Raw genomic sequence first — 23,857 nt, forward strand, 5'->3', positions numbered from 1 at the left:
AACGCGGTTGGTATCTACTAATCTAATTAAAAGGGGGATATAAAAATGAACAAAGTATTAAAATTACAAGAGCTACAAGAAGGTTCAGAAGTACAAACAGCAGGATGGTGGACAGTTACAACGGTAACATCTGGAATGTCAACATTAAGTAATAGTTGTAAATAAGAGAAACGCGGTTGGTATCTACTAAAATCTAATTAATGTGGTGATACACTTAACATGATTAACTATAAGGGGGAATAATGGAGTATATTTTAGAGGTTAAGAACTTAAAAAAGACATATACAGTTAAAAGTTTATATAGGTAGATATCCTATAGTTTTTTCAATTAATTTGTTGCATTTTTTCTCTTGAAATAGATGATTTTTGTTTTAATTGTGAAAGTATTTCAATTAAAATGAACAAACTCTGCTCGATGAATAATTTAATCTAATATAGCCGTTGTAATTAGGACCGTCTCTCCCATTTCTGTAGAACTTTATTTGAAGTGAATATAATACGGGTGTGATTATATAAATCAATAATAAAAGACTAAATTCTCTCTATGTTAATCTGTTATTACTATATTAGAATTTCATATACGTTTTATCAGTATTTGGTGTTTATAAGTTATTCCTTATTTTTTTAAGGGTTTTATTAGATTTCCTATCCTATAGTAATGAAAATAACTTTGATACCTACATACTCAGTTCAATTGCCAATTGTATTTTATAAAATACCTACATACTCAGTTCAATTGCCAATTGTATTTTATTCTTATGAAAAGTTGTCTATAATGATAAAATACAATTGGCAATTGGACTAGCAACAAAAGTTGCTTATTAAGAGATAATACAAATTTATTTAAGCTAATAGATATAGTCCATTGATGCAAAGCTCATTATCTCGTTAATAATTTGGTTCTTTGCAGGAGAATTATATCTATAGAGTTTTCGTTCCAATTCAGGCTATTCTGGATTAAAAACCAACAAAGGGTTAATTGCAAATATGAATTTAATTTACTAATTAACTTTAAATTTTTTAGCGGTTACAAAGTTATTTTCCAAATCGAACTAAATACTTGCCATTATATTGCTCGAATCCGTATCCATGATACCCCTGTGTTAGAAGTCTCTGTTGACCAACAATATCATTCATTGGAAGAGTTTTAATTTTTCTCCAATCCCTTCTTTCACCTACCTTTAAATTCTTCACAAAAACATACCGCATACTCCCACCACTCCTTCAGTGCAGCAATCTCTATCCCTTGTGCAAACTTATCCTTCAAACTTGGAATGTTAAAGGGGGCTATAGTACAGCAAACATAGTCGTATTTGCCATCTTCTTTTTGTATTAGATCCTGATTCTCCATATGTATATTCTGTTAGCATTGGGCCCTCATGTCCGAAGTTTCATTCAGCATCTTTATAACCAATCAGATAATTCATTATTGATTCCGTCTCATATTAACTTTAGTATTATTATAATTCAATTGGGTGAAAATGGATAAAAAGTGTCTAAATAACATATGTTTTTTTATATGGTAATCTCACTAAAATCCTATTTGTATTTTTATATACATGTTGGATATATGAGCCTTTGGTTAGAGAGCAAATGTTTTTCATAAAATAAGTTCAGGGCAGGAAACCAGCAGTATTTTGAAAAATTAAGCACAGCGTTTTCTTTTATCAACAATGCAGTGGAAAGTTTAAAATCAATCGAAAAATTTTAAAAAACTTTCTCTAGATTCGCGTGTTAATGCTGTTTAAAAATAATCCCCCAAAAGCATTAATCCACTCAAGACTACAAAACCAACCTCTAAAATGTTAAAGTATTAACTTAACGACATTAATTTACACATGCTAAAAGCATTACTATAATCAACATTTCAGGAGGAAACCCAATGGCAATGAGCAACAACGATATATTAAAAAGAGTAAGATACGCTTTAGATATAAAAGATATAGATATGGTAGAAATCTTTAAACTTGGCGGGATGGAAGTAACGAAAGAAGACGTAGTTGATATGCTTACAAAAATAAAGAGGGCTCCTCAGCATGAAGCTGAAAATGATGAGGTAGCTGAAGATGAGTACGTATTAACATGCGATATGATGATGTTAGAGGCATTTTTAAATGGATTTATTACTTTAAAAAGAGGAAAGCAAGATCCGAAACCAGGGCAGCCTGCACCTGTACAGAGCAAGGAGAGTGCCAATAACCTTCTTCTAAAGAAAATGAAAATCGCACTATCTTTAACGAGTGAGGATGTACTTGATATATTAGATAGCGTAGGCGTTACGGTAACAAAAGGAGAGTTAGGCGCTCTATTAAGAAAAAAAGGTCATAAAAATTACAAAGAGTGCGGCGATAGATACGCAAGGAATTTCATTAAGGGATTAGGTGTAAAGTATAGAGGATAATGAGTTCGTTAAAGCAGTAAATGATATAATAGGTAGAGTAGGACGTTCGTATCCTACTCTTTTTTATTTGTAAAATAATATGCTAGGTGATGAAATGGTACATACATATTTAGGTGAGACAATTAATTTTCATATAACTTATAAGAAGAAAAAGTCCGTGCGTCTTTTTGTGGATTCGTATGGAAATGTGGAAGTACAGGCTCCGAAAGGGACACCTGTTGAATACTTAGTCCAGTTGCTAGAGGAAAAGTGGGATTGGATTCAGACAACCCGTAAGGAAATGGCGGAGCGAGCGCGTGGACCACAGGAAAAGGATTACGATCAAGGAGAAGGCTTTTTGTATTTAGGGAATACGTATCCGATACAGATTTCCCAAGATGCAAGCATTGAGCAAGACAATGCAATTTTTGAAGGGGATAAGTTACATATTTATGTGAAAGAGCTTAAGGATGAGAAAATACAACAAGCTTTAAAACGATTTTATTATAAGCAGTGTAAAACTTTAGTAGAGAAGAGTATTAAAGCGCATCAAAGTAACTTTAAGACAAAACCACGTTCTATTCGTATTACAGATAGTAGTCGTACTTGGGGTACTTGCGATTCGAATTTACAACTAACATTCAATTGGAAGCTAGCAATGGCACCACAGCGAGTAATTGACTATGTAGTTGTTCATGAAATGTGTCATATGGTTCATTTAAATCATGATCGATCTTTTTGGCGTCTTGTCGGGAAGATAATGCCTGATTATAAAGAAATGGAGAATTGGTTAGCGTTATCTAGTTGGAAGATGACGGTTTAGGAAGGGATATCGATTTTTGTCTGTAAATCGATATTTCTTGTCGAATCGTTGATATATTGTGAGTTTTGATAGATATATTTTAAAAATCGTTGATATATTGTAAGTTATGATAGATATATTCGAAAAATCGTTGATATAATTTCATTTATCACAGGATTGTTCAACAAATTGAAAAGAGAAGAGGTCACAGCAGACATCTCCTCTTTTCGAGTATATAGATTATCGCCCAAACTTCACAATGAAAGTATCTGCTGTTTTCTCCATCTCATACCCACGATACCCCTCCGAAAGCAAAGCCTGCTGTCCACTAGCATCACTCATTAGAATAATTTGAACATCCGTCCAATCGCTTTCTTTATCTCCGCGCAATTTCTTCACAAAAACATACCGCAGACTACCACCATACTTCTCCTTCAGCGCAGCAATCTCCATCCCTTGCGCAAATTTATCCTTCAAACTCGGGATGTTAAAAGGAGCAACGGTGCAGCATACATAATCATATTTACTATCTTCTTTTTGCAATTCGTCCATGATGACGTTTGCTAATATTTTTTGCATGCCATTTCCTCGGCAGTTTGGATGAACGTTTGAGATTTCTTGATAGATGACGCGGTGCAGTTCACTTTCTGGCAAGCCAATATCAAGCCCTAAATGTTCATCATCGATAGGCGGGACGAGTAGAGCACGAAATGCGATGAGTTCGTTTTCGATAAAAGCACCGATCATCATGCCGTTTCCTTCTAGAATGTATTGAAATTCTTCTTGTGAGAGTGGTTGTAAACGACTTTTATCTTCTAGTGCTTCAACTACAATGTTTTGTAGTGATAAAATTTGTTCGATGTGCTCTAGTGATAGTAATGTAACGTGAAATGATTCGTTATTTTGTTTTAATGTTCCTTCGTATAGAGCCGTCATATGATAGTCCTCCTTTAGCGTACAACGTCTTGAAAGACGGTTAGTTCTTGTAGTGTATCTTCGTTTATTTCAATGCCGAGTCCGGGCTTTTCGTTTAAGCGAATGAATGGTACATCGTAATGTAAGTTTCCGATGTCTTTTGTGAATTTTAATGGTCCTGTTAGCTCTACGCTCGTAATGATTTTTTTTGAGAAAGCGACATGGAATCCTGCTGAAGAGGCAACAGATGATTCGACCATTGATCCCACTTGGCATTCAATGCCGGCCATTTCAGCTTGATGAGCGAGCTTTACAGCTGGATATATGCCGCCGCATTTCATTAATTTTATATTCACTTTATCAGCAGCTTCTAATTTAATAATTTGGCGCATTTCACGAGAACTTTTTAATCCTTCATCAATCATAAGCGGGAGGTCTGTTTTAGAACGAATATGAGCCATGGCATCAATATCGTCCGCGATAACAGGTTGTTCAATCCAGTCAATGTTTAAATGTCCTAATGAACGTAGTGCTGTTAATGTGTTTGCGCTATTTTTCCAGCCTTGGTTTACATCAACGCGAATAGCGATGTCATTTCCTACACGTTCTCGTACAGCTTCAATACGTTTTACATCTTCTTTTACATTTGTACCAACTTTCATTTTGAAAGATTGGTAACCTTTTTGAATCATAGAAGCAGCTTCTCCAGCCATATCTTCAGGATCGGCAATACTTAAAACGTGAGTGACAGGGAATTCTTCATAGTAGCGCCCGCCAATTAATTGATATACAGGTTGATTTAGTTTTTTGCCCATTATATCAAAACAAGCAATATCAATTGCGGCTTTCGCTGTTGGAACACCGTAAATTGTATTGTCCATCATGTCGTGTATTTTTTCGATATTCATTGGATTTTCCCCAATTAGAGCAGGGGCTAGCGTATGTTTTAAAGTATGGAAAGTACTTTCCCATGATTCACCTGTGACGTGATCATCAGCAACGCCTTCACCGTAACCGATAATACCTTCATCTGTTTCCATTTTGACGATAATAGAGGGCATATCAGAATAAGAGCCATAACTAATAACAAACGGATTGCGAAGCGGTAAACGAATTGCGTAAAGATGAATAGCTGTAATTTTCATTGAATAGAAACCCCTTCCTGTTTACAATAGTTTTATACATTTGATATAGTTGACGTTAAATAGTCGTTAATTAATGATAAGGAGTTAGAGAAAATGATGATAAAAATTGCAGTTGTCGGTTCAAAGGAGTTTATGGAGAACCTTTTTCCTATTGCTCAAAAATTAGAAGGAATAGAAATTGATCCATATATTTACCTTCATCCGACGGAATCTTCTGAACTATTAAAGTGTCTAAAGCCTTGTGATGTCATCTTTTTCTCAGGTGCTTTACCTTATTATATGGCAAAAGAAATAAGAGAACAATTACGAATTCCAAGTACATACTTACAGCAAGACGAGACAACTGTCGCATCTTCAATTCTTTCTATCATGTATCATCAAAGTATTCAACCACATAACATCTCCATCGATTTAGTAGACCGCTCGTTTATTACAAATGTGTTCCATGATATTGGTATAAAAGAAAGCCCGCAAGTGTTGGATTATGAAAATATGCTGTGGAGTAAAGATGAAATAAATAGAGTTATCGATTTTCATGTAGCTAAATATCAATCTGGAGAGGCTCATTTAGCTTTAACTAGTATTCACGCTGTTTACGATGAGCTTCAAAAAATAGGTGTTCCTTCAGAGCGTATGATTGATCCAACACAGTCTATTATACATGGGCTAAAAGATGCAAAAATAAAAGCTGAGTTAGCAAAAAGCTATTCAGCTACTGTTGGTGCTTGTATTATTTCTTCCCTAGAATTACGAACGAGTTTGCTTGAAAAACTAGATGTCATTTCAAAAGAACTACGTGGTTCATTTAAACAAGTGGATGAAATGACATGTATTTTGTATACAACTCGTGGTGATATCGAATCGATTATTAAAACAAATGCGATAAATAACTTGTTTGCAAGCGTAGAAGGAACGATAGCTATTGGATTTGGTTATGGAAAAACCGTGAAAGAGGCGGAGCAAAATGCAAAAATTGCTCAAAGTTTTGCAAAGAATAATCCAATAGATCGTTGTTTTTATATACTAACAAGTGATAAAGATTTGTTTGGTCCGTTCCCGAAAGAACAGAGAGTACAAAGTTTGAAAAATGATAATCCGGAACTAATGAAAATAGCGAAGGAAACGAAGCTTAGTCCGGCCAACTTGTCAAAAATCATTCAATTTAGTCAATCGCATCCGTCATTGAAGTTTACAGCAGCTGACCTTTCTGAGTACTTACAAGTGACTCGAAGATCGACAGAAAGGTTGTTAAAGAAATTAGTTGATTACGGGTATGCTCATATTTGCGGCGAGGAAATGCCCTATCAACAAGGGCGACCTCGCGCACTATATGAACTGAATTTACCGCTATTTTTAAGCTTCTAGTTGAGCTTTTTGTTTCTTTAGTAGTTCTGCTTTTTCAATGTCTGATAGTTTTACAATTGTGAAGCCTGTTATACCATAAATGATTGAGATAATAGGTACGATGAAATTCAAAATAGCATAAGGAGCATATTCAAATGCACCTACGCCAAGTGTTGCGAGAATAAATACACCGCACGTATTCCAAGGAACGAAGACAGAAGTTAATGTTCCACCATCTTCTAATGCTCTGGATAAGTTTTTTGAATGTAGTCCTTTTTCCGTGTATGCATTTGCGTACATTCTTGAAGGGACAACAATTGAAATATATTGTTCAGAGCAAGTAAGGTTTGTTGCAAAACAAGATGCGATAGTAGAAGCGATAAGCCCTTTTGCTGATTTCGCTAACTTTAAAATTTGATTTACAATTGAGCGAAGAATACCTGTATGTTCTAATACTCCTCCGAAAGTCATAGCGACAATTGTCATAGAGACTGTATTCATCATCGAATCTAAGCCACCGCGGTTAAATAGTTCGTCTACTAGCTTGTTTCCAGTGTCTATAACAAATCCAGCTTGGAGTGCACCGACAGATGCTGAGACAGAACCACCTTGAATAAAGACTTGTGATAAGAATCCTAAAATAATACCGACGAGAATCGCTGGTATAGCAGGGACTTTTTTAGCCACCAATACCATAACGACTACGGGTATAATGAGTAGGAAAGGCGAGATAACAAAGTTTTGTTGCAATACTTGTAACGTTTGATCGATGCTCTTCGCATCAATATTGTTAGCGCCGAAGCTTCTTCCTAAGACCGCGTAGACGATAAGAGTAATAATTAAACCTGGAACTGTAGTAAATAACATGTGACGAATGTGTGCGAATAAATCTGTATTTGTTAATCCTGCGGCTAAGTTAGTTGTGTCTGAAAGCGGTGACATTTTATCGCCAAAATAAGAGCCTGAAATAATGGCACCAGCAACCATTGGAGCTGGGATTCCCATACTTAGGCCAATTCCCATTCCAGCAACACCAATTGTCCCCATTGTAGACCAAGAGCTACCAATTGCTAATGCAACGATAGAACAAATGACGGTAATGGAAACTAAAAATAGTGATGGAGTTAAAAGTTTTAAACCGTAATAAATCATCGTTGCGACGATTCCACCGCCAATCCAAGCACCAATTGTTAAGCCGACAAGAATAATAATGACGATAGCAGGTAATGCAAGACGAATCCCTTTATACATTGCTTCTTCAAGATCATTCCATTTGTAACCGTAACGCCAAGCGACAATAGAAGCAACGGTTGTACCGATAATAAGTGGAACGTGAGGGGTTTGTTTTAATACAACAATTGTAATCATCATAACTGCAACGGTAATGATAATAGGGATAATCGCTATTCCAAAAGGTATTTCTTTTTTCATAAAGTTCCTCCTTGTTACGTATGTTTGTTTGTATTTTTAGAATTGTCGTAAAATAGACGTTTATTAGGTTATGATAACTAAAAGTTTATGTAAGCGTCAACATAAAAAACAGAAAATAAGGAATGTTCTAGTTGTTTGTTTAGTTTGTAATATAGGTGAGTAGTAAGCTTTTTAAGTATTTAAAAATAAACAATTGACTTTTTTCTTAAAATTCAATATGTTCATAAAAACATCTGTTTTTCATAAGTATAATTAACCCGAATCGTTTGTAATGTGGGAAGGAGACTGGAACGTTGAAAACATTAGAACTACAAGAGCGCTTAACGGAGATTTTTCAGCATTTACACGAAAACCCTGAAGTAAGTTGGAAAGAATATGAAACGACAGCGTATATTACTGACTTTTTAAAAGAAGAAGGAATTTCATATAGAACATTTGATGATTGTCCAGGTGTAATTGCTGAGATTGGAGGCGGGAATCCAGTTATTGCGATTCGTGCTGATATGGATGCACTTTGGCAAGAAGTAAATGGAGAATTTAAAGCGAACCATTCATGTGGCCATGATGCTCATATGACCATTGTAATGGGACTTATTTTACAATTGAAAAATATGAGATGGAAAAGTGGTACGGTTAGATTTATTTTTCAGCCGGCAGAAGAGAAGGGTAATGGTGCTTTGAAGATGGTGGAGAAAGGTGCTGTAGATGATGCTGATTTCTTATTTGGCGTCCATCTAAGACCAATTGAAGAACTATCTTTGAAACAAGCAGCCCCATCTATTCGCCATGGAGCAGCAGGATTTTTAGAGGGTATGATTCATGGGGAGGATGCACACGGGGCAAGACCACACCAAGGTGTGAATGCAATTGATGTCATTTCCATGATTAATGTCGGTTTGAAAAATATTTGGCTGCCACCGCAAAGTTCTTATTCAGTAAAAATGACGAGATGCCAAGCTGGTGGTGATAATTTAAATATTATTCCGGGAAATGGTCATTTCAGTTTAGATGTAAGAGCAGAGAGTAATATACTATTAGAAGAATTAAAGAAAAAGATTGAGCATGTAATAGAATCAGCTACATCGATGGGGTCGAAAACTTCATACGAATGGATGGATCTTGCACCAGGAGCGGAGGTTTCTGAAGAAGCAGAGCGCTTTATGCGTAAAGGTATTCTCGAAGCGTATGGGGAAGAGAGATGTACGGGACCTCTCTATACGACGGGAAGTGATGATTTCCATTACTATACAGTGAAAAGACCACATTTAAAAGCTGTCATGCTTGGACTAGGAGCAGATCTACAACCTGGATTACACCATCCGTATATGAGGTTCGATCATAGTTGTATTATGGATGGGGTAGAAATATTGAAACAAACTGTATTGAAAGTGTTAGAAGACAGGGGCTAGAGAGCTCCTGTTTTTTTGTCGTGAATTGTCGGCAAATCGATATATTTGAAAAACCGTTGATATATTTTGAGTTATGATAGATATATTGAGAAAATCGTTGATATATTTGAAGTTACGATAGATATATTAAGAAAATCGTTAATATAATTTCACGTACCTATTAATTTGATGAAAAATGAGCCTCCAGTACATGGTGTATAATAATAAGTACCATTTTTTAATAGGAGAAAACGAATGAACGAACAATATTACGATGCAGTTTTACATATAAAAACAGTCGGTGAGCAAAAAGGGTTTAACAAGTCTATGCATTATCACCGCTATGAACCGACGCCGTATAGCGGGTTAGATGAGTTATTGAATCAATATGAGATACGAAGTAGCGACCGAATTGTAGACTTTGGGTGCGGAAAAGGGCGATTAAACTTTTATATGCATCATAAATGTGGTGCTTCAGCAGTTGGAATTGAAATGAATGAAGAGTTTTATAAAGAAGCAATGGATAATCGAGATCGTTATGCACGAAAGGCACGAAACAGTAAGGGGAAAATTCAATTCCAATGTTGTTTAGCGCAGGAATATGAGATTGATCCACATGATAATAGGTTTTATTTCTTTAATCCATTTTCTGTACAAGTGTTTATGAATGTAGTAAATAACATTTTGCTTTCAGTAGAAGAAACGGGGAGAGAAGTAGATATTATTTTATATTATCCTTCTGAGGACTATATTTTCTTCTTAGAAAATCAGACTGCGTTTGAGCTGAAGAAAGAAGTTAGATTGCCAGGTGCTTATGAGAAGAATGGGAATGAGAGGTTTTTAGTTTATACATTAGGGTAATAAAAAAACAGGTGCCAAGGCACCTGTTTTTTTATTAGTTACGGATTAAGTAATCAAATGCACCTAAAGCTGCGTTTGCACCTGAACCCATAGAGATGATGATTTGTTTGTACGGATTATTTGTACAGTCACCTGCAGCAAACACTCCTGGTACGTTTGTAGCGCCGTGCTTGTCTGTTACGATTTCACCGCGAGCGCGTTCAACTGTTTCGCCTAACCAGTCTGTGTTTGGAACAAGACCGATTTGTACGAATACACCTTGTAATTCAACGTGATGAACTTCTTCAGTTTCACGATCGATGTAAGAAATACCGTTTACTTTGTCAGTACCAGTGATTTCTTTCGTTTGAACGTTTTTCAGAACAGTTACGTTTGGTAAGCTGTTAAGACGCTCTTGTAATACAGCATCAGCTTTTAATTCTGGCATGAATTCAAGAACAGTTACGTGCTTAACGATACCTGCTAAGTCGATAGCCGCTTCAATACCAGAGTTACCTCCGCCGATAACTGCTACGTCTTTTCCAGTGAATAATGGACCGTCACAGTGTGGGCAGTATGCTACACCTTTATTTTTGAACTCAGCTTCACCTGGTACGCCAACATTACGCCAGCGAGCACCTGTAGAAACGATTACGCTCTTACTTTTCAGAATGGCGCCGTTTTCAAGTTCCACTTCAATAAGTTCTTTTTTCTCTAAACGTTTCGCACGTTGTAGATTCATTACATCGATGTCGTATTCTTTTACGTGCTCTTCAAGGCTTGCTACTAGCTTAGGACCTTCAGTCTTTTTCACGCTGATGAAGTTCTCAATGCCCATAGTATCCATTACTTGACCACCGAAGCGCTCAGCAACGATACCAGTGCGGATGCCTTTACGTGCTGCGTAAATTGCTGCACTTGCACCAGCAGGGCCGCCACCAACAACAAGAACATCGTATGGATCTTTATCAGAAAGCTCTGATGCATCTGGACCGTTACCCATTTTAGCTAAAATTTCTTCAAGTGTCATACGACCGCTTCCGAAAGATTCGCCGTTTAGGTAAACAGTTGGTACTGCCATGATGTCTTTGCTTTCTACTTCCTCTTTGAATGCAGCGCCGTCAATCATAGTATGTGTAATACTAGAGTTAAGAACGCTCATTACGTTAAGAGCTTGTACAACATCAGGACAGTTATGACAACTTAGGCTGATATAAGATTCAAAATGATATTCGCCTTGAATGTTTTTAATTTGATCGATTAATTTTTGTTCAATTTTTGGAGCGCGTCCACTTACTTGTAGTAAAGCTAACACTAATGATGTAAATTCGTGTCCTAATGGAATACCAGCGAATACGACACCAGTGTCTTCACCAGGGCGGTTTACGCTAAAGCTTGGTGTTCTCTCTAATTCAACTTTTTCTACTGTAATCTTAGATGACATAGTAGCTAATTCGTCTACTAGAGCTAACATATCTTTAGATACGTTATCGTCTCCTGCGCTTACTTTAAGTAAAATATCGTTCTCCATTAACTGAAGGTATTGGGATAGTTGTGTTTTTATATCTGCATCTAGTATCATTTTGATCGAACTCCTTAGATTTTGCCTACAAGGTCAAGGCTTGGTTTAAGTGTTGCAGAACCCTCTTGCCATTTAGCTGGGCAAACTTCACCTGGGTTGTTACGTACGTATTGAGCAGCTTTAATTTTGTTAACAAGAATGCTTGCGTCACGGCCGATACCGTCAGCATTGATTTCCATAGATTGGATAACGCCGTCTGGATCGATGATGAATGTACCACGAGCAGCAAGACCTTCTTCTTCCATTAAAACGTTGAAGTTTGTAGTGATTGTGCGAGTTGGGTCACCAATCATGATGTACTCGATTTTGCCGATAGTTTCTGAGCTATCATGCCATGCTTTGTGAGTGAAGTGAGTGTCTGTAGATACAGAGTATACTTCAACGCCTAAGTCTTTTAGAGTTGCGTATTGGTTTTGTAAGTCTTCAAGTTCAGTTGGGCAAACGAATGTGAAGTCAGCTGGGTAGAAACAAACTACACTCCATTTTCCTTTTAAACTTTCGTCAGTAACTTGGATAAATTCTCCATTATGGTAAGCATTAGCTTTAAACGGTTTTACTTCTGTGCCGATTAATAACATGTTAAAATTCCTCCTAAATGTTGGTTTTGAGCATCAAAAAATAGTGTGCTCATAAAATATATTTTTTAATTAACTATAATAATTCTAATTCGATATTAATTATCATATAGAAGTGGTTATTTTGTCAAGCGAATAAACCAACTTTATTCCAATTTAATTAATATTTATTCTCAATTAAGGCTATCACGGAATAGAAAGGTAATTTTAAGTCTATAAATTTTAGATGAGTGTTTGAAAAGTTTAATGTGTATGTTAGAGATAGTGTGTAAGTTTAATGTCTTAGGAAGGAAATATTTCTTAGAAGTTGTGGTTTTGAAAAGGAACTGCTTACTTCTATTTTACAAAGAATTTTGTGATAAATAAAATAAAATGAATCGAAAAATTTTTGAACAATTTTTGTCATCTCAAATATATAATTAGGAAGTATATTACGATGATAGTTAGAAACATTGACTCAAAGTGCTAACAAGATATAATAAAACCTAGATATACCTTTCAAAAAGAAGAATACATATTTATAGGATGAAAAAATTCAACCTATTATTTTTTATAGCTTTTAGAAAACGCTTACAATTAGTATGGAGGGGAAACCATGTCTAAGTTCACGAAGTATTTTTTAATGGAAGCTAAAGATGTGATTGCATATGTGAAAGAGAAATTATCTAAGTTTGAAAATGCAAAGGGGTTACAGTGTAAAGAAATAGGTGATGGCAATTTAAATTATGTGTTCCGCGTTTGGGATGAAAAAGAGAACATGTCTGTCATCGTAAAGCAAGCTGGGGATACAGCTCGCATTTCAGATGAGTTTAAGTTGTCGACGAATCGTATTCGTATAGAATCAGATGTTTTGCAGTTAGAGGATGAGTTAGCACCTGGACTTGTTCCTAAGGTGTATTTATTTGATAGTGTGATGAATTGTTGCGTAATGGAAGATTTATCGGATCACACAATATTACGTACAGCACTTATAAATCATCAAATATTTCCGAGATTTGCGGATGATTTAACTACTTTTATGGTAAATACACTTTTGTTAACATCGGATGTTGTAATGAATCATAAAGAGAAGAAGGAACTTGTGAAGAATTATATAAATCCTGAATTATGTGAGATTACAGAGGACCTCGTATATTCAGAACCATTTACCAATCATAATAAGCGTAATGAGTTATTTCCGTTAAATGAGGGATGGATTAGGGAACATATTTATAGTGATAAAGAGCTTCGTATGGAAGTAGCGAAACGTAAATTTTCTTTTATGACGAATGCACAGGCATTACTTCATGGTGATTTACATACTGGCTCTGTTTTTGTAAGAGATGATTCTACAAAGGTTATTGATCCTGAGTTTGCTTTTTATGGACCTATGGGATATGACGTTGGGAATGTAATGGCGAATTTAATGTTTGCTTGGGTGAATGCAGATGCAACGATGTCACCTGGAGCTGAGAAAGATACGTATATGGATTGGTTACAAACTACGATGGTAGAGGTAATTGATTTATTTAAGCAGAAGTTTTTAGATGCTTGGGATATTCATGTGACCGAGATTATGGCGAAGGAAGAAGGCTTTAGCGAAGTCTATTTGCAATCTGTATTAGAGGATACAGCTGCAGTGACAGGTCTGGAATTAATTCGCCGTATTGTTGGATTAGCGAAAGTAAAAGATATTACTTGTATTGGGAATGAGGAAGCACGTGCTAGAGCGGAGCGAATTTGTCTTCAAGTAGCGAAGAGTTTTATTTTACGAGCGAATCAATATATAACGGGCACAAGTTTTGTAGAAACGTTAAAAGAACAGTCAACGCACTACGCGAAGTAAGGGGAGAATATGATGGAAGAGCAATTAATACCAATTCAGTGGAAAGATGATGCTTTAGTTTTGTTAGATCAAACGTTATTACCAAATGAAATTGTCTATGAATCTTTTAAAACAGCTGAAAGTGTGTGGGATGCAATACAAGTAATGAAAGTACGAGGTGCACCCGCGATTGGTGTTTCAGCTGCTTATGGAGTGTATTTAGGGATAAAGGGATTTGCTGAAAGTACGGAAGAAGGATTTATGGATGAAGTAAGAAAGGTATGTACATACTTGGCGACATCAAGACCGACTGCAGTAAATTTATTTTGGGCGCTTGAAAGAATGGAAAGTGTAGCGACAGATAATGCTCACTTATCAATCTCACAGCTGAAAAATAGATTACTAGAAGAGGCAAAAGAAATTCATAGAGAAGATGAAGAAATTAACCGTCAAATTGGAGAGCATGCATTAACATTATTCCATGATGAAATGGGAGTATTAACGCACTGTAATGCAGGTGCTTTAGCGACGACTAAGTATGGTACTGCGACGGCTCCAATGTATTTAGCGAAAGAAAAAGGATGGAATTTAAAAATTTATTCGGATGAAACGCGTCCTAGATTACAAGGTTCAACGTTAACAGCATTAGAACTGCAGCGAGCGGGTATTGACGTTACTGTTATTACGGATAATATGGCAGCTATGGTCATGTCACAAGGGAAGATTGATGCAGTAATCGTTGGATGCGACCGTGTGGCAGCAAATGGTGATGTAGCAAATAAAATTGGCACATTAGGCGTATCTATTTTAGCTAAGTACTACAACATTCCGTTTTATGTAGCAGCGCCAACACCGACAATTGATTTAAAGACATCGACAGGAAAAGAAATTCCGATTGAAGAAAGAGATGCTTCTGAAGTGATTAATCGCTTTGGACAATATTCAGCTCCGAAAGAAAGTAAAGTATATAATCCAGCATTTGATGTTACTCCACATGAAAATGTAACAGCGATTATTACAGAAAAAGGGATTGTAAAGGCACCGTTTACGGAGAATTTAAAAAAGCTATTTCAATAAGTAGATAAATATAAAAGTCAGTCATCATAAGCTTCATACTTAGGGGGATGTATATGTTATTACAAAAAGAAAGAGAAGAAATTGTAGCGTATGGAAAGAAAATGATTTCTAGTGGTTTAACAAAGGGGACGGGCGGTAATATTAGTATCTTTAATCGTGAACAAGGTCTTGTTGCGATTAGTCCAAGTGGTTTAGATTATTATGAAACAAAGCCTGAAGATGTAGTTATATTAAACTTAGATGGTGAAGTAGTAGAAGGAGAAAGAAAGCCATCAAGTGAACTAGATATGCACCTTATTTATTATAGAAAGCGTGAAGATATAAATGCGCTTGTACACACACATTCTCCTTATGCAAAGACGATTGCATCATTAGGATGGGAACTTCCTGCAGTATCGTATTTAATTGCTTTTGCAGGCCCGAATGTACGCTGTGCGCCGTATGAGACATTTGGTACGAAGCAATTAGCAGATGCTGCTTTTGAAGGCATGATTGATCGCCGTGCAGTGTTACTTGCGAATCACGGTTTAATTGCTGGGGCAAATAATATAAAAATGGCGTTTACTATTGCAGAAGAGATTGAGTTTTGTGCTCAAATTTATTATCAAACAAAAAGCGTCGGAGAACCGAAGTTACTGCCAGAAGACGAGATGGAGAATTTGGCGAAGAAGTTTGAAGGGTATGGGCAACAGTAGAAATCTAACGGAAATGTTATTCAATGTGTATTAAAATGGCCGTGAAAGAATATATATTCTTCCATGGCCATTTTAGGATTTTAATTATTTAGATATATTTTTGAGTTGCGAATCTAATTTCCAAAAACCGATTCCTGAGAATAGTGCTGCTAATGAACCAATAATTGCAGCAATACCGATATCTCCGAACATCATTCCGCCCATTAAGATACCAAAAATTCCAATTAAGATAAGAATAATAGAAATAGCTTTCATTATACGATACTCCTTAAAACGTAAAAGTTATATGTGATAATATAACATTAATAGAGTTTATAATCAAAAATATTTTGTTCAGGAATTGTATTGAGGTAGGAAATATGAATGGTGAATAAAGGGTTAGGAGAAGGAAACGAAAGGAAAAAACATCCTCAAAATTGAGGATGTTTTTACGCTTTCTTAAGCAACAAATACATAAAGTAAGGAGCCCCAATTAAAGCAACGACAATACCTGCTGGAATGCCATTAGGATCAACGATATTTCGCCCGATTGTGTCTGCTAGTAGTAATAACCATCCGCCAATTAAAACGGCGATAGGCATGAATATTTGATGCCTTGGACCTACTAAAGATTTTGCGATGTGAGGAGCCATTAGTCCAATAAAGCTAATTCCTCCTGTTACGGAAACAGCAGCGGCAGCAAGTGCAACGGCTGCGATTAATAAGTATCTTCGTTCTTTTTCAATTTCAATTCCAACACCGATTGCGACCGGTTCGTTTAATGCTAGAATGTTTAATCGATTTGCTTTATAGAAGACAAATGGGATTAATACAATTAGCCATGGAAGCATTGCTAAAACAAATGTCCAATCATCTCCCCAAATGTTTCCGGCAATCCATTTTGAGATAAAGTCCACTTTCATACGATCAGCGGATGAAATAAGGACAATCATCGCTCCAGATAGTGCAAATGCAAAACCGATACCAGTTAATGTTAATCGCACCGGCTGAAGTCCAGTTGATTTACTATATGAAAATACGTAAATTAGAACAGCTGTCAGAAATGCCCCAATAAATCCAACGACAGGTAGTAAGTAAAGAAATGAACCTACGTCTATTGGAAAGTATAAAAAGAAAATAGCAACAGCAACACCAGCCCCAGAGTTAATACCAAGAATACCAGGTTCAGCTAAATCATTTCGGGTAATTCCTTGCAGAATAGCCCCTGATAAAGCGAGAGCCATACCAGCTAATAATGTAATGACAATTCTAGGTAGTCTTAAAGAGTATAAAACGAACTCCTCTTTAAAAGTCCCTTGCCCCATTAATGTTGGGAGTAGTCGATCATAAGATAAAGATGCTGAACCAAGTCCCATTCCAACTACAATGGTTGTGATGATTACTATAAGTAAAGCGAGTATAATGAGACGCTGTTTTCTTAAAATAGATTGCATCATGAGAATGTTTTTCCTCCTTTACGTACAATGAATAGGAAGAATGGTAATCCTACAATCGCGACAATTGCCGCAACTGGTGTTTCGTACGGAGCGTTAATAGTACGTCCGATTGTATCTGCAAGTAGCATAAAGGAAGCTCCAGCAATTGCTGACATCGGTATAACAAATCGGTAATCTGGACCGACAATTGGGCGTACCATGTGAGGTACCATTAAACCGATAAATGCCATATTTCCAACAAGCGCTACAGATGCACCTGCAAGTAAGATAATAATGATAAATAAAATAGTTTTAATAACAATAATTTTTTGACCTAGTCCAATAGCCACTTCCTCACTGAAACTAAGAACTGTCAATTTTTTTGCTAGTAAGATAGCGATAAAGATACTAATTGAAATGACTGGAATAATAATTTTTAATTGGCTCCAAGTTGTTCCAATTACGCCCCCAGCAGTCCAAAGTGATACATCTTGTGAAATTTTAAAGTAAATGCCAATTCCTTCTGAAATTGCGAGTAGAAATGCTGAAACTGCAGCGCCCGCTAATACAATTCGAAGAGGAGAAAGGCCGCCTTTTTTCACCATACCAATTCCAAATACCATAATTGCGCCAATTGCAGCACCGATAAAGCAAGCTAACGTTAAGTAAAGATAGCTGATGGAAGGATTGAAAGCAAGTGTTAGTGCAAGCGCAGCATTTGCTCCACCAGATAGCCCTAATAATCCAGGGTCCGCAAGTGGATTTCGTGTTAATCCTTGCATAATTGCTCCAGAAACGGCTAATCCAGCTCCTACAAAAATAGCAGCAACTTCACGTGGTAAACGTATTTCTCGAATAATAGATATTTTGTCTCCTTTAGCGGAGGAAGTGAGTGCTAACCATACATCTTTTATCGAAGTATCTGCAGCACCTAATACCATTGCAACCATAAAAATAAGAAAGAATGCAATTAAGCTTAAAATTAGTTTGTATGTAAAAGCTATAGAACGTGGATTATCATGATCTTTTGTCATTCGTTTCACATCTTTTCTGTTCATAGAATAAAGGAAGAGGAATTCTTAAATTAAGAATTCCTCATGTTTGTATTATTTACCAAGAAAGCTCTTCTTGAAGAAGTCTAGTTGGAAATCTAATGTAAGTGGATCATTGAAATAGAATTCCATCATGTTTGCTTCATATACACGATTATTTTTTACTGCTGGGATGTTTTTATATGATTCTGTCTCTTGGAATGAGTTATCAGTATCTTTGTTTTTACTTACGATTAAGTAATCACCAGCAAATTCAGGTAATACCTCAGTAGATAATGCGTAATAACCTTCTTTTAATGCTTTTTCTTTTACTTTTTCAGGCATTTTTAATTTCATTTCTTGGTACAGAATTTCTGTTCCGCGGCCCCAGTTCTCGCCGTATACATAAAGCTGTTTGTTGAAGTTTTCTACAACAGAAACTGTTGCATCTTCACCGATTTTTGCTTTAATTTCTTTACCAGCTTCTTGTGCACGTTTCTTGAAGTCATCAACCCAAGTTTTTGCTTCTTTTTCTTTGTTTAATAACTTACCAATTTCTAAATGCTGTGTTAAGTAATCAACTTTTCCGTAAGTGTATGTTACAGTAGGAGCGATTTTCTTTAACTTATCGACATTTTTAACATTTGATAAACCAATGATTAAATCTGGATTTAGTTCAGCGATTTTTTCAACATTTTCATCTGATACTTCAGCAACATCTTTAAGTTTACTATCAAAACGTGGGTTTTGTTTAGACCATGAATCTACCCCAACAAGATTTACACCTAATGACATTACGTTACCAGCGAATGATGATAGTACAACAACGCGTTTTGGATTTGCAGGAACTTCTACTTTACCATTTTCAGATTGGTATGTAATTGTTTCTGATTTACTACCTTTTGCATCGTTCTTTTTGTCTGTAGAGCCATTGCTACAAGCACTCATAACAAGAACGAAAAGAACTGTTAGTGAAATAAATAACTTTTTCATCGTCTTTCTCCTTTAACATAGATGATATGTGTATACAATAATTTGTTTAACTGCAATCTTTTTGAAAGAGTAGTGGTAAAGCAAAATGATTTATTAAAAATCTTGAATATGAGATTTTATAATATAGTATTAACCATATTAATAAAATAAGATGTAATCTCAAATTTGCTAATTATTAACAAAATGATAATGATTATCACTATTGATTCTTTAAATAATATAATTTTATATAGGTGTATTGTCAATAGTAATTTTGATTGTAAATTTTGCGGAAACAGGTTATATTTTATTGAGAATGATAATCAATGATTAATAGCTGAGGAGTGAGCACGAATGAATCGAGAAGAATTGTTTGATGTAACCGTGATAGGCGGAGGACCTGCAGGGCTTTATTCAGCTTTTTATAGTGGACTCAGAGAAATGAAAACAAAAATAATAGAATTTCAACCACATTTAGGTGGAAAAATACATGTGTATCCGGAAAAAATGATTTGGGATGTAGGAGGACTATTGCCAGTTACAGGTGATAAGTTAATTGAACAACTTGTACAGCAAGGGTTAACATTTAAGCCGGAAGTTGTATTAGATACAAAAGTAGAATCGATTATTCGTAATCAAGATGGTACTTTTACATTAAAAACAAGTACTGGCGAAGAACACTTTTCAAAAACAGTTATCGTCGCAACAGGAAGTGGTATATTGAAACCGCAAAAGTTATCTATTGAAGGTGCTGAGCGATTTGAAGTATCGAATTTAAATTATACAGTTAAATCTTTAAAGCGTTTCAAAGGTAAAACAGTTATTATTTCCGGTGGAGGCAATTCTGCTGTTGATTGGGCAAATGAATTGGAACCAATTGCGAAAAAAGTGTATGTAACCTATAGAAAAGAAGAATTATCTGGTCATGAAGCACAAGTAAAACAACTTATGAACAGCTCAGCGGAGTGTTTCTTTAATACATCGATTACAAAATTAATTGCTGGTGATAATCATGAAGCGATCGAATATGTAGAATTAACAAATCATGAAACAGGTGAGGTTTCTCACTTACCTATTGATGAAGTTATTATTAATCATGGATATGAACGCGACATTACATTATTAGAAAATAGTGAGTTAGACGTTGCAATTATAGATAATTATTATATTGCAGGTAATGCAAATAGTGAGTCTTCAGTAGATGGATTATATGCTGCTGGAGATATTTTAAAGCACGAAGGGAAACTACACTTAATTGCAGGTGCATTCCAAGATGCTGGAAATGCTGTGAATAAAGCAAAACAATTTATCCAACCAGATGCAAGTGAGTACGGAATGGTTTCTTCTCATAATGAAGTATTTAAGAAGAGAAATCGCGAACTGATTAAGCAGATGATGAAATAATAAGGAACAAGTATCCCCCCACGTATTTCTCTATTCAAGTGAATGAGAGATGTACGTGGGGGTTTTCCTGTTTACTATATTTTCTATCATTATAATGACACCGGTTTCATCAGTTCATATGATATGAACATTTTATTGGTAAAGCATCCTAGAAAACAATTTAGCTATGTTTTGCTTACACAGAACATGGCTAAATTACGCTGTCCCTTTAGCGCGTTTATTAGGAAATGGCATATTTAGTATAGAAGCAATATACTGTTTTCCGTGTTTTCGAGCCAATGATTCTAATATTTGACGGACGCGTTTTGTAAGATGACCTTGTTTTTGGATGGCTTCACAATATGCGTCATAGAAGGCATATTTAGCCCAAAGGAAATCATCTTGTTGGAATAAGAAATGATTTTTGTACCATTCACCAATTGTATGATAACAATTGTTTTCATGTATTGCTGTGCTTTGAGAAAGAAAACGATCAGATAAAGATACATTCAAATGAGAAATTGTGTTTTCTGTTTCAACTTGTAGTGTTTTTTCTAACATTGTAATGATGTGACGAGTAGCCATATGTTAACTCTCCTTTGTGTAAATGGGTAATACCATTCTATATTTAAAAAATTCTTACTATATAATACTATACAATATATGGAATGCATCTACCTGCTTTTTGAACTGCATTTACAAAATCTTTTTTATTTGTTTACAAAAATAAAGTAAAGTAAGATACAGTATAGATGAAAAAATAATAAAGGAATGAACGCATTGTATATAACAGTAGAAGAGACTGCGGAGTATTTGAATTTACCAAAATCGTATATTGAAGAGTTAATTCAGCAAAAGAAAATTCGTGCGCTATTCGATGGAGAGCAATATTTAGTAAATAAAGAACAATTCAATACGCATTTAGAACAAATGGAGAAATATAAGCAGTTAGTGGAAGAAATATTAAACGAACCAATTCCAGAAGATATGGATGTTAAAGACGAAGACTAAACTTTGGGAAATCCCGTATGAAGATATGCAGAAATGTATCTTCATACGGGATTTTTTGTCTAAAGGTATCGAAAGCCTAATGGGCATGCAGAATTCCTTATGTTTTTGATAGGTAGTAGTCTACCATGTTAAAAGCATATTTTTTTCTAGCTAGGACAAACATAGAGAACGTAACCTGTACAGATACATATACTATCAGTGCAAAAGCTTATAAATTAATGGAAGGGGTTTTCTCGTGAGTTTATTTCATTGTGATTTTCTGAAAGACTTAATTGGATCTTTTGTGAGAGTAAACAGGGGTGGTCCAGAATCTCAAAAAGGGACAATAATATCAGTATGTCCGGACTACTTCGTATTGAAGAATGAAAAAGGTGAGCTTTATTACTATCAACTTAGCCATCTGAAAAGTATTACGAAAAATGCAAAAGACTGTGGATCAAGTGATTGCGATTGGGAAGATTGCGAATGTGCAGACGACTTTGAAGCACTACTTCTAAGCTTCAAATATTGCTGGGTGAAAATTAATCGCGGTGGTCCAGAGAAAGTGGAAGGAATTTTACAAGATGTTTCTTGTGACTTCGTTACATTAATTGTAAAAGAAGAAGTTATATTAATTGCAATAAAGCATATTAAAAGTGTTAACTATAATGCATTAGCATGCGGAGAGAGCGATGAGAGCGACGATAGTAACAGTAAGGACAGTAGTAGTGATAATTCAGGTCGCGCTCGCGCACAAAGGCAATCAAGTAGAGGAAGATAATAAGAAAGGGGGATACGAAATTGGAGAACGTATTATGCTGTGACCAAATTAAATGTTTAGTTGGTGAGAATGTAAAAGTAAATCTTCGCGGACCAGAAAGTCGAGTAGGGACACTGGTATCGTTAGGAAAAGACTATCTTACATTACAACTACCTCATGGTGAATTAGTATATTATCAGTTGAAACATGTGAAGAGTCTAGTGAAGAAAGTGAAAGAAAGTAAATGTGGCGATTGCTATAGTTCATGTTTCTGCTCTGATGAGGATACTTTTTTAGATATATTAAAAGACTTGAAGTATAAGTGGATAAAAATTAATCGTGGCGGTCCAGAGTGTGTGGAAGGTTTATTAAGTGAGGTACACCATGGCTGTATTACACTAGTAAACGGCGATGAAGTTATTTATGTAATTAAGTCTCATATTAAGAGTGTGAGTCAAGTAGTTAAATGTAAAAAGAATGAAGATGAATAATGTTTAATAAATAAGAGGGGCATTATGAGGGAAAGAGAAGAACAATTTCTTATTTCGATAGTATGAAAAGGAATTACTTACTATTAAAACAGAACTTTGCCCTGATTATTTTTTTAGAAATGGAAGACAGGTAAGAAGAAATTCATAGGAAGGAGGATATAGATGAATGAGTTAAACAAAAGTATTGGAGAAAATATATATGTTAAATTAATCGGTGAAAAAAGATTTAAAGGTGTATTAATTGATGTAGGAAATGATATCGTTGTTCTTTACAATGGACAAGATTACGTATATATATCTTTATATCATGTACAATACTATAAATTTTTAAGACCATATGACGAAGAAATATTAAAACCAGATGTTGATTCTGTAATTAAGAGGGAATCCCCTTCAATTTCTTTGAGAAAAGTATTAAGTACTTCTAAAGGGATTTTTACAGAAGTTTATGTAGCAGGAAATGCTCCAATACATGGTTATGTTACAAGTGTGATGAACGATTATATTGTTTTTTATAGTCCGGTTTATAAAACGGTATATATATCTTTAAAGCATTTAAAATGGTTAATTCCGTATAAAGAAAACCAAGTACCGTATGCCCTCAATAAAAATGAACTCCCCGTAAATCCGTTAAATATTACGTTAGCTAGAACGTTTGAAGAACAGCTTATTAAAATGACAGGGAAAATTATGGTGTTCGATTTAGGTGAGGAGTCCAATAAAATTGGAAAAATGGCGAAAATTGATGAAGGTCATATTGAAATATCAAAAGCACGTGATGCAAAAATGTATGTGAATATTCAACATGTAAAATCCGTCCATTGTCCGTAGATTAGT

Annotated in this window: 24 protein-coding genes and 1 pseudogene; 14 read left to right on the plus strand and 11 right to left on the minus strand. The window is 35.4% G+C overall.

Annotated elements, in window-relative coordinates; genetic code table 11:
- The first annotated feature begins 45 nt into the window (after positions 1–45).
- Complete coding sequence (locus DN400_RS29680; protein WP_197678334.1) at positions 46–165, plus strand: class III lanthipeptide; 120 nt, start codon at positions 46–48, stop codon at positions 163–165.
- A gap of 870 nt (positions 166–1,035) precedes the next feature.
- Here DN400_RS29680 and DN400_RS00470 read toward each other — a convergent pair.
- Positions 1,036–1,339, minus strand: a pseudogene (locus DN400_RS00470) (GNAT family N-acetyltransferase); the annotation flags it as partial.
- Between the two features lie 543 nt (positions 1,340–1,882).
- Between DN400_RS00470 and DN400_RS00475 the strand changes: the two are divergent.
- Both DN400_RS00475 and DN400_RS00480 read left to right on the plus strand, forming a co-directional pair.
- Entirely contained in the window at positions 1,883–2,401 is a 519-nt protein-coding gene (locus DN400_RS00475) for a YehS family protein (protein WP_001251704.1), read from the plus strand.
- A gap of 94 nt (positions 2,402–2,495) precedes the next feature.
- A complete protein-coding gene (locus DN400_RS00480; protein WP_000233761.1) occupies positions 2,496–3,203 on the plus strand; it encodes a M48 family metallopeptidase in 708 nt (235 codons plus the stop codon).
- Positions 3,204–3,422: 219 nt separating this feature from the next.
- On the opposite strand, the gene DN400_RS00490 is transcribed toward DN400_RS00480, so the two are convergent.
- On the minus strand, positions 3,423–4,118 hold the full coding sequence (locus tag DN400_RS00490) for a hypothetical protein (protein WP_000126174.1): 696 nt from the start codon (positions 4,116–4,118) through the stop codon (positions 3,423–3,425).
- Between the two features lie 14 nt (positions 4,119–4,132).
- Entirely contained in the window at positions 4,133–5,242 is a 1,110-nt protein-coding gene (locus DN400_RS00495) for a mandelate racemase/muconate lactonizing enzyme family protein (RefSeq protein ID WP_097996743.1), read from the minus strand.
- 93 nt (positions 5,243–5,335) lie between these two features.
- Here DN400_RS00495 and DN400_RS00500 point away from each other — a divergent pair, with 93 nt between their 5' ends.
- Positions 5,336–6,607 (plus strand): transcriptional regulator, encoded by a 1,272-nt coding sequence (locus DN400_RS00500; RefSeq protein WP_097913199.1) that lies wholly within the window; start codon positions 5,336–5,338, stop codon positions 6,605–6,607.
- On the opposite strand, the gene nhaC is transcribed toward DN400_RS00500, so the two are convergent.
- Positions 6,596–8,017, minus strand: coding sequence for a Na+/H+ antiporter NhaC (gene nhaC, locus DN400_RS00505; RefSeq protein ID WP_000711502.1), 1,422 nt, complete (start codon positions 8,015–8,017; stop codon positions 6,596–6,598). The genes DN400_RS00500 and nhaC overlap by 12 nt on opposite strands.
- Before the next feature lie 293 nt (positions 8,018–8,310).
- On the opposite strand from nhaC, the gene DN400_RS00510 reads away from it, so the two are divergent.
- Positions 8,311–9,426: a M20 peptidase aminoacylase family protein gene (locus DN400_RS00510; RefSeq protein ID WP_097996744.1), complete on the plus strand. Its 1,116-nt coding sequence runs from the start codon at positions 8,311–8,313 to the stop codon at positions 9,424–9,426.
- A 234-nt stretch (positions 9,427–9,660) separates the two neighbouring features.
- Positions 9,661–10,266 carry an SAM-dependent methyltransferase gene (locus DN400_RS00515; protein ID WP_001005626.1) on the plus strand — a complete coding sequence of 202 codons (606 nt, stop codon included), beginning with the start codon at positions 9,661–9,663 and terminating at the stop codon, positions 10,264–10,266.
- A gap of 34 nt (positions 10,267–10,300) precedes the next feature.
- Here DN400_RS00515 and ahpF read toward each other — a convergent pair whose 3' ends face one another.
- Together ahpF and ahpC are read right to left on the minus strand one after the other, a co-directional pair.
- Positions 10,301–11,827 (minus strand): alkyl hydroperoxide reductase subunit F, encoded by a 1,527-nt coding sequence (gene ahpF, locus DN400_RS00520; protein WP_000599499.1) that lies wholly within the window; start codon positions 11,825–11,827, stop codon positions 10,301–10,303.
- A gap of 14 nt (positions 11,828–11,841) precedes the next feature.
- Positions 11,842–12,405 (minus strand): alkyl hydroperoxide reductase subunit C, encoded by a 564-nt coding sequence (gene ahpC / locus DN400_RS00525; protein WP_000924420.1) that lies wholly within the window; start codon positions 12,403–12,405, stop codon positions 11,842–11,844.
- A gap of 592 nt (positions 12,406–12,997) precedes the next feature.
- Between ahpC and mtnK the strand changes: the two genes are divergently transcribed.
- From mtnK to DN400_RS00540, 3 genes are read left to right on the plus strand one after another with little or no spacing between them, the layout of a single operon-like run.
- Positions 12,998–14,227 carry an S-methyl-5-thioribose kinase gene (gene mtnK / locus DN400_RS00530; RefSeq protein WP_000033228.1) on the plus strand — a complete coding sequence of 410 codons (1,230 nt, stop codon included), beginning with the start codon at positions 12,998–13,000 and terminating at the stop codon, positions 14,225–14,227.
- 9 nt (positions 14,228–14,236) lie between these two features.
- Entirely contained in the window at positions 14,237–15,283 is a 1,047-nt protein-coding gene (mtnA, locus tag DN400_RS00535) for an S-methyl-5-thioribose-1-phosphate isomerase (protein WP_025118702.1), read from the plus strand.
- A gap of 53 nt (positions 15,284–15,336) precedes the next feature.
- A complete protein-coding gene (locus DN400_RS00540; RefSeq protein ID WP_000926548.1) occupies positions 15,337–15,978 on the plus strand; it encodes an L-fuculose-phosphate aldolase in 642 nt (213 codons plus the stop codon).
- 84 nt (positions 15,979–16,062) lie between these two features.
- Here the strand turns inward: DN400_RS00540 and DN400_RS29300 are convergent, their stop codons facing one another.
- From DN400_RS29300 to DN400_RS00555, 4 genes are all read right to left on the minus strand, one after another.
- The gene (locus DN400_RS29300; protein ID WP_000644466.1) at positions 16,063–16,233 is read right to left on the minus strand and encodes a hypothetical protein; all 171 of its coding nucleotides are present in this window, start codon (positions 16,231–16,233) and stop codon (positions 16,063–16,065) included.
- A 173-nt stretch (positions 16,234–16,406) separates the two neighbouring features.
- Positions 16,407–17,414 (minus strand): FecCD family ABC transporter permease, encoded by a 1,008-nt coding sequence (locus DN400_RS00545; protein WP_097996746.1) that lies wholly within the window; start codon positions 17,412–17,414, stop codon positions 16,407–16,409.
- On the minus strand, positions 17,411–18,451 hold the full coding sequence (locus tag DN400_RS00550; protein WP_002025239.1) for a FecCD family ABC transporter permease: 1,041 nt from the start codon (positions 18,449–18,451) through the stop codon (positions 17,411–17,413). Before DN400_RS00550 ends, DN400_RS00545 begins: the two co-directional genes overlap by 4 nt.
- A 48-nt stretch (positions 18,452–18,499) precedes the next feature.
- The gene (locus tag DN400_RS00555; RefSeq protein WP_000732579.1) at positions 18,500–19,417 is read right to left on the minus strand and encodes an iron-hydroxamate ABC transporter substrate-binding protein; all 918 of its coding nucleotides are present in this window, start codon (positions 19,415–19,417) and stop codon (positions 18,500–18,502) included.
- Between the two features lie 333 nt (positions 19,418–19,750).
- Here DN400_RS00555 and DN400_RS00565 point away from each other — a divergent pair, with 333 nt between their 5' ends.
- A complete protein-coding gene (locus DN400_RS00565; RefSeq protein ID WP_001078268.1) occupies positions 19,751–20,800 on the plus strand; it encodes an NAD(P)/FAD-dependent oxidoreductase in 1,050 nt (349 codons plus the stop codon).
- A gap of 195 nt (positions 20,801–20,995) precedes the next feature.
- Here the strand turns inward: DN400_RS00565 and DN400_RS00575 are convergent, their stop codons facing one another.
- Complete coding sequence (locus DN400_RS00575) at positions 20,996–21,364, minus strand: hypothetical protein (protein ID WP_000235476.1); 369 nt, start codon at positions 21,362–21,364, stop codon at positions 20,996–20,998.
- A gap of 186 nt (positions 21,365–21,550) precedes the next feature.
- On the opposite strand from DN400_RS00575, the gene DN400_RS00580 reads away from it, so the two are divergent.
- The 4 genes from DN400_RS00580 to DN400_RS00595 all read left to right on the plus strand — a co-directional run bounded on the left by DN400_RS00580 (position 21,551) and on the right by DN400_RS00595 (position 23,851).
- Positions 21,551–21,790 (plus strand): helix-turn-helix domain-containing protein, encoded by a 240-nt coding sequence (locus DN400_RS00580; RefSeq protein WP_001998970.1) that lies wholly within the window; start codon positions 21,551–21,553, stop codon positions 21,788–21,790.
- 235 nt (positions 21,791–22,025) lie between these two features.
- Positions 22,026–22,550, plus strand: a complete 525-nt coding sequence (locus DN400_RS00585) for a spore coat protein (protein WP_065229679.1) — start codon at positions 22,026–22,028, stop codon at positions 22,548–22,550.
- 20 nt (positions 22,551–22,570) lie between these two features.
- Positions 22,571–23,020 (plus strand): PI-PLC domain-containing protein, encoded by a 450-nt coding sequence (locus DN400_RS00590; RefSeq protein ID WP_065229680.1) that lies wholly within the window; start codon positions 22,571–22,573, stop codon positions 23,018–23,020.
- 162 nt (positions 23,021–23,182) lie between these two features.
- Complete coding sequence (locus DN400_RS00595; protein WP_053565369.1) at positions 23,183–23,851, plus strand: LSm family protein; 669 nt, start codon at positions 23,183–23,185, stop codon at positions 23,849–23,851.
- The last annotated feature ends 6 nt before the right edge of the window (positions 23,852–23,857 follow it).

The organism is Bacillus sp. AR8-1, from assembly GCF_008042345.1.
Classification (GTDB): domain Bacteria; phylum Bacillota; class Bacilli; order Bacillales; family Bacillaceae_G; genus Bacillus_A; species Bacillus_A cereus.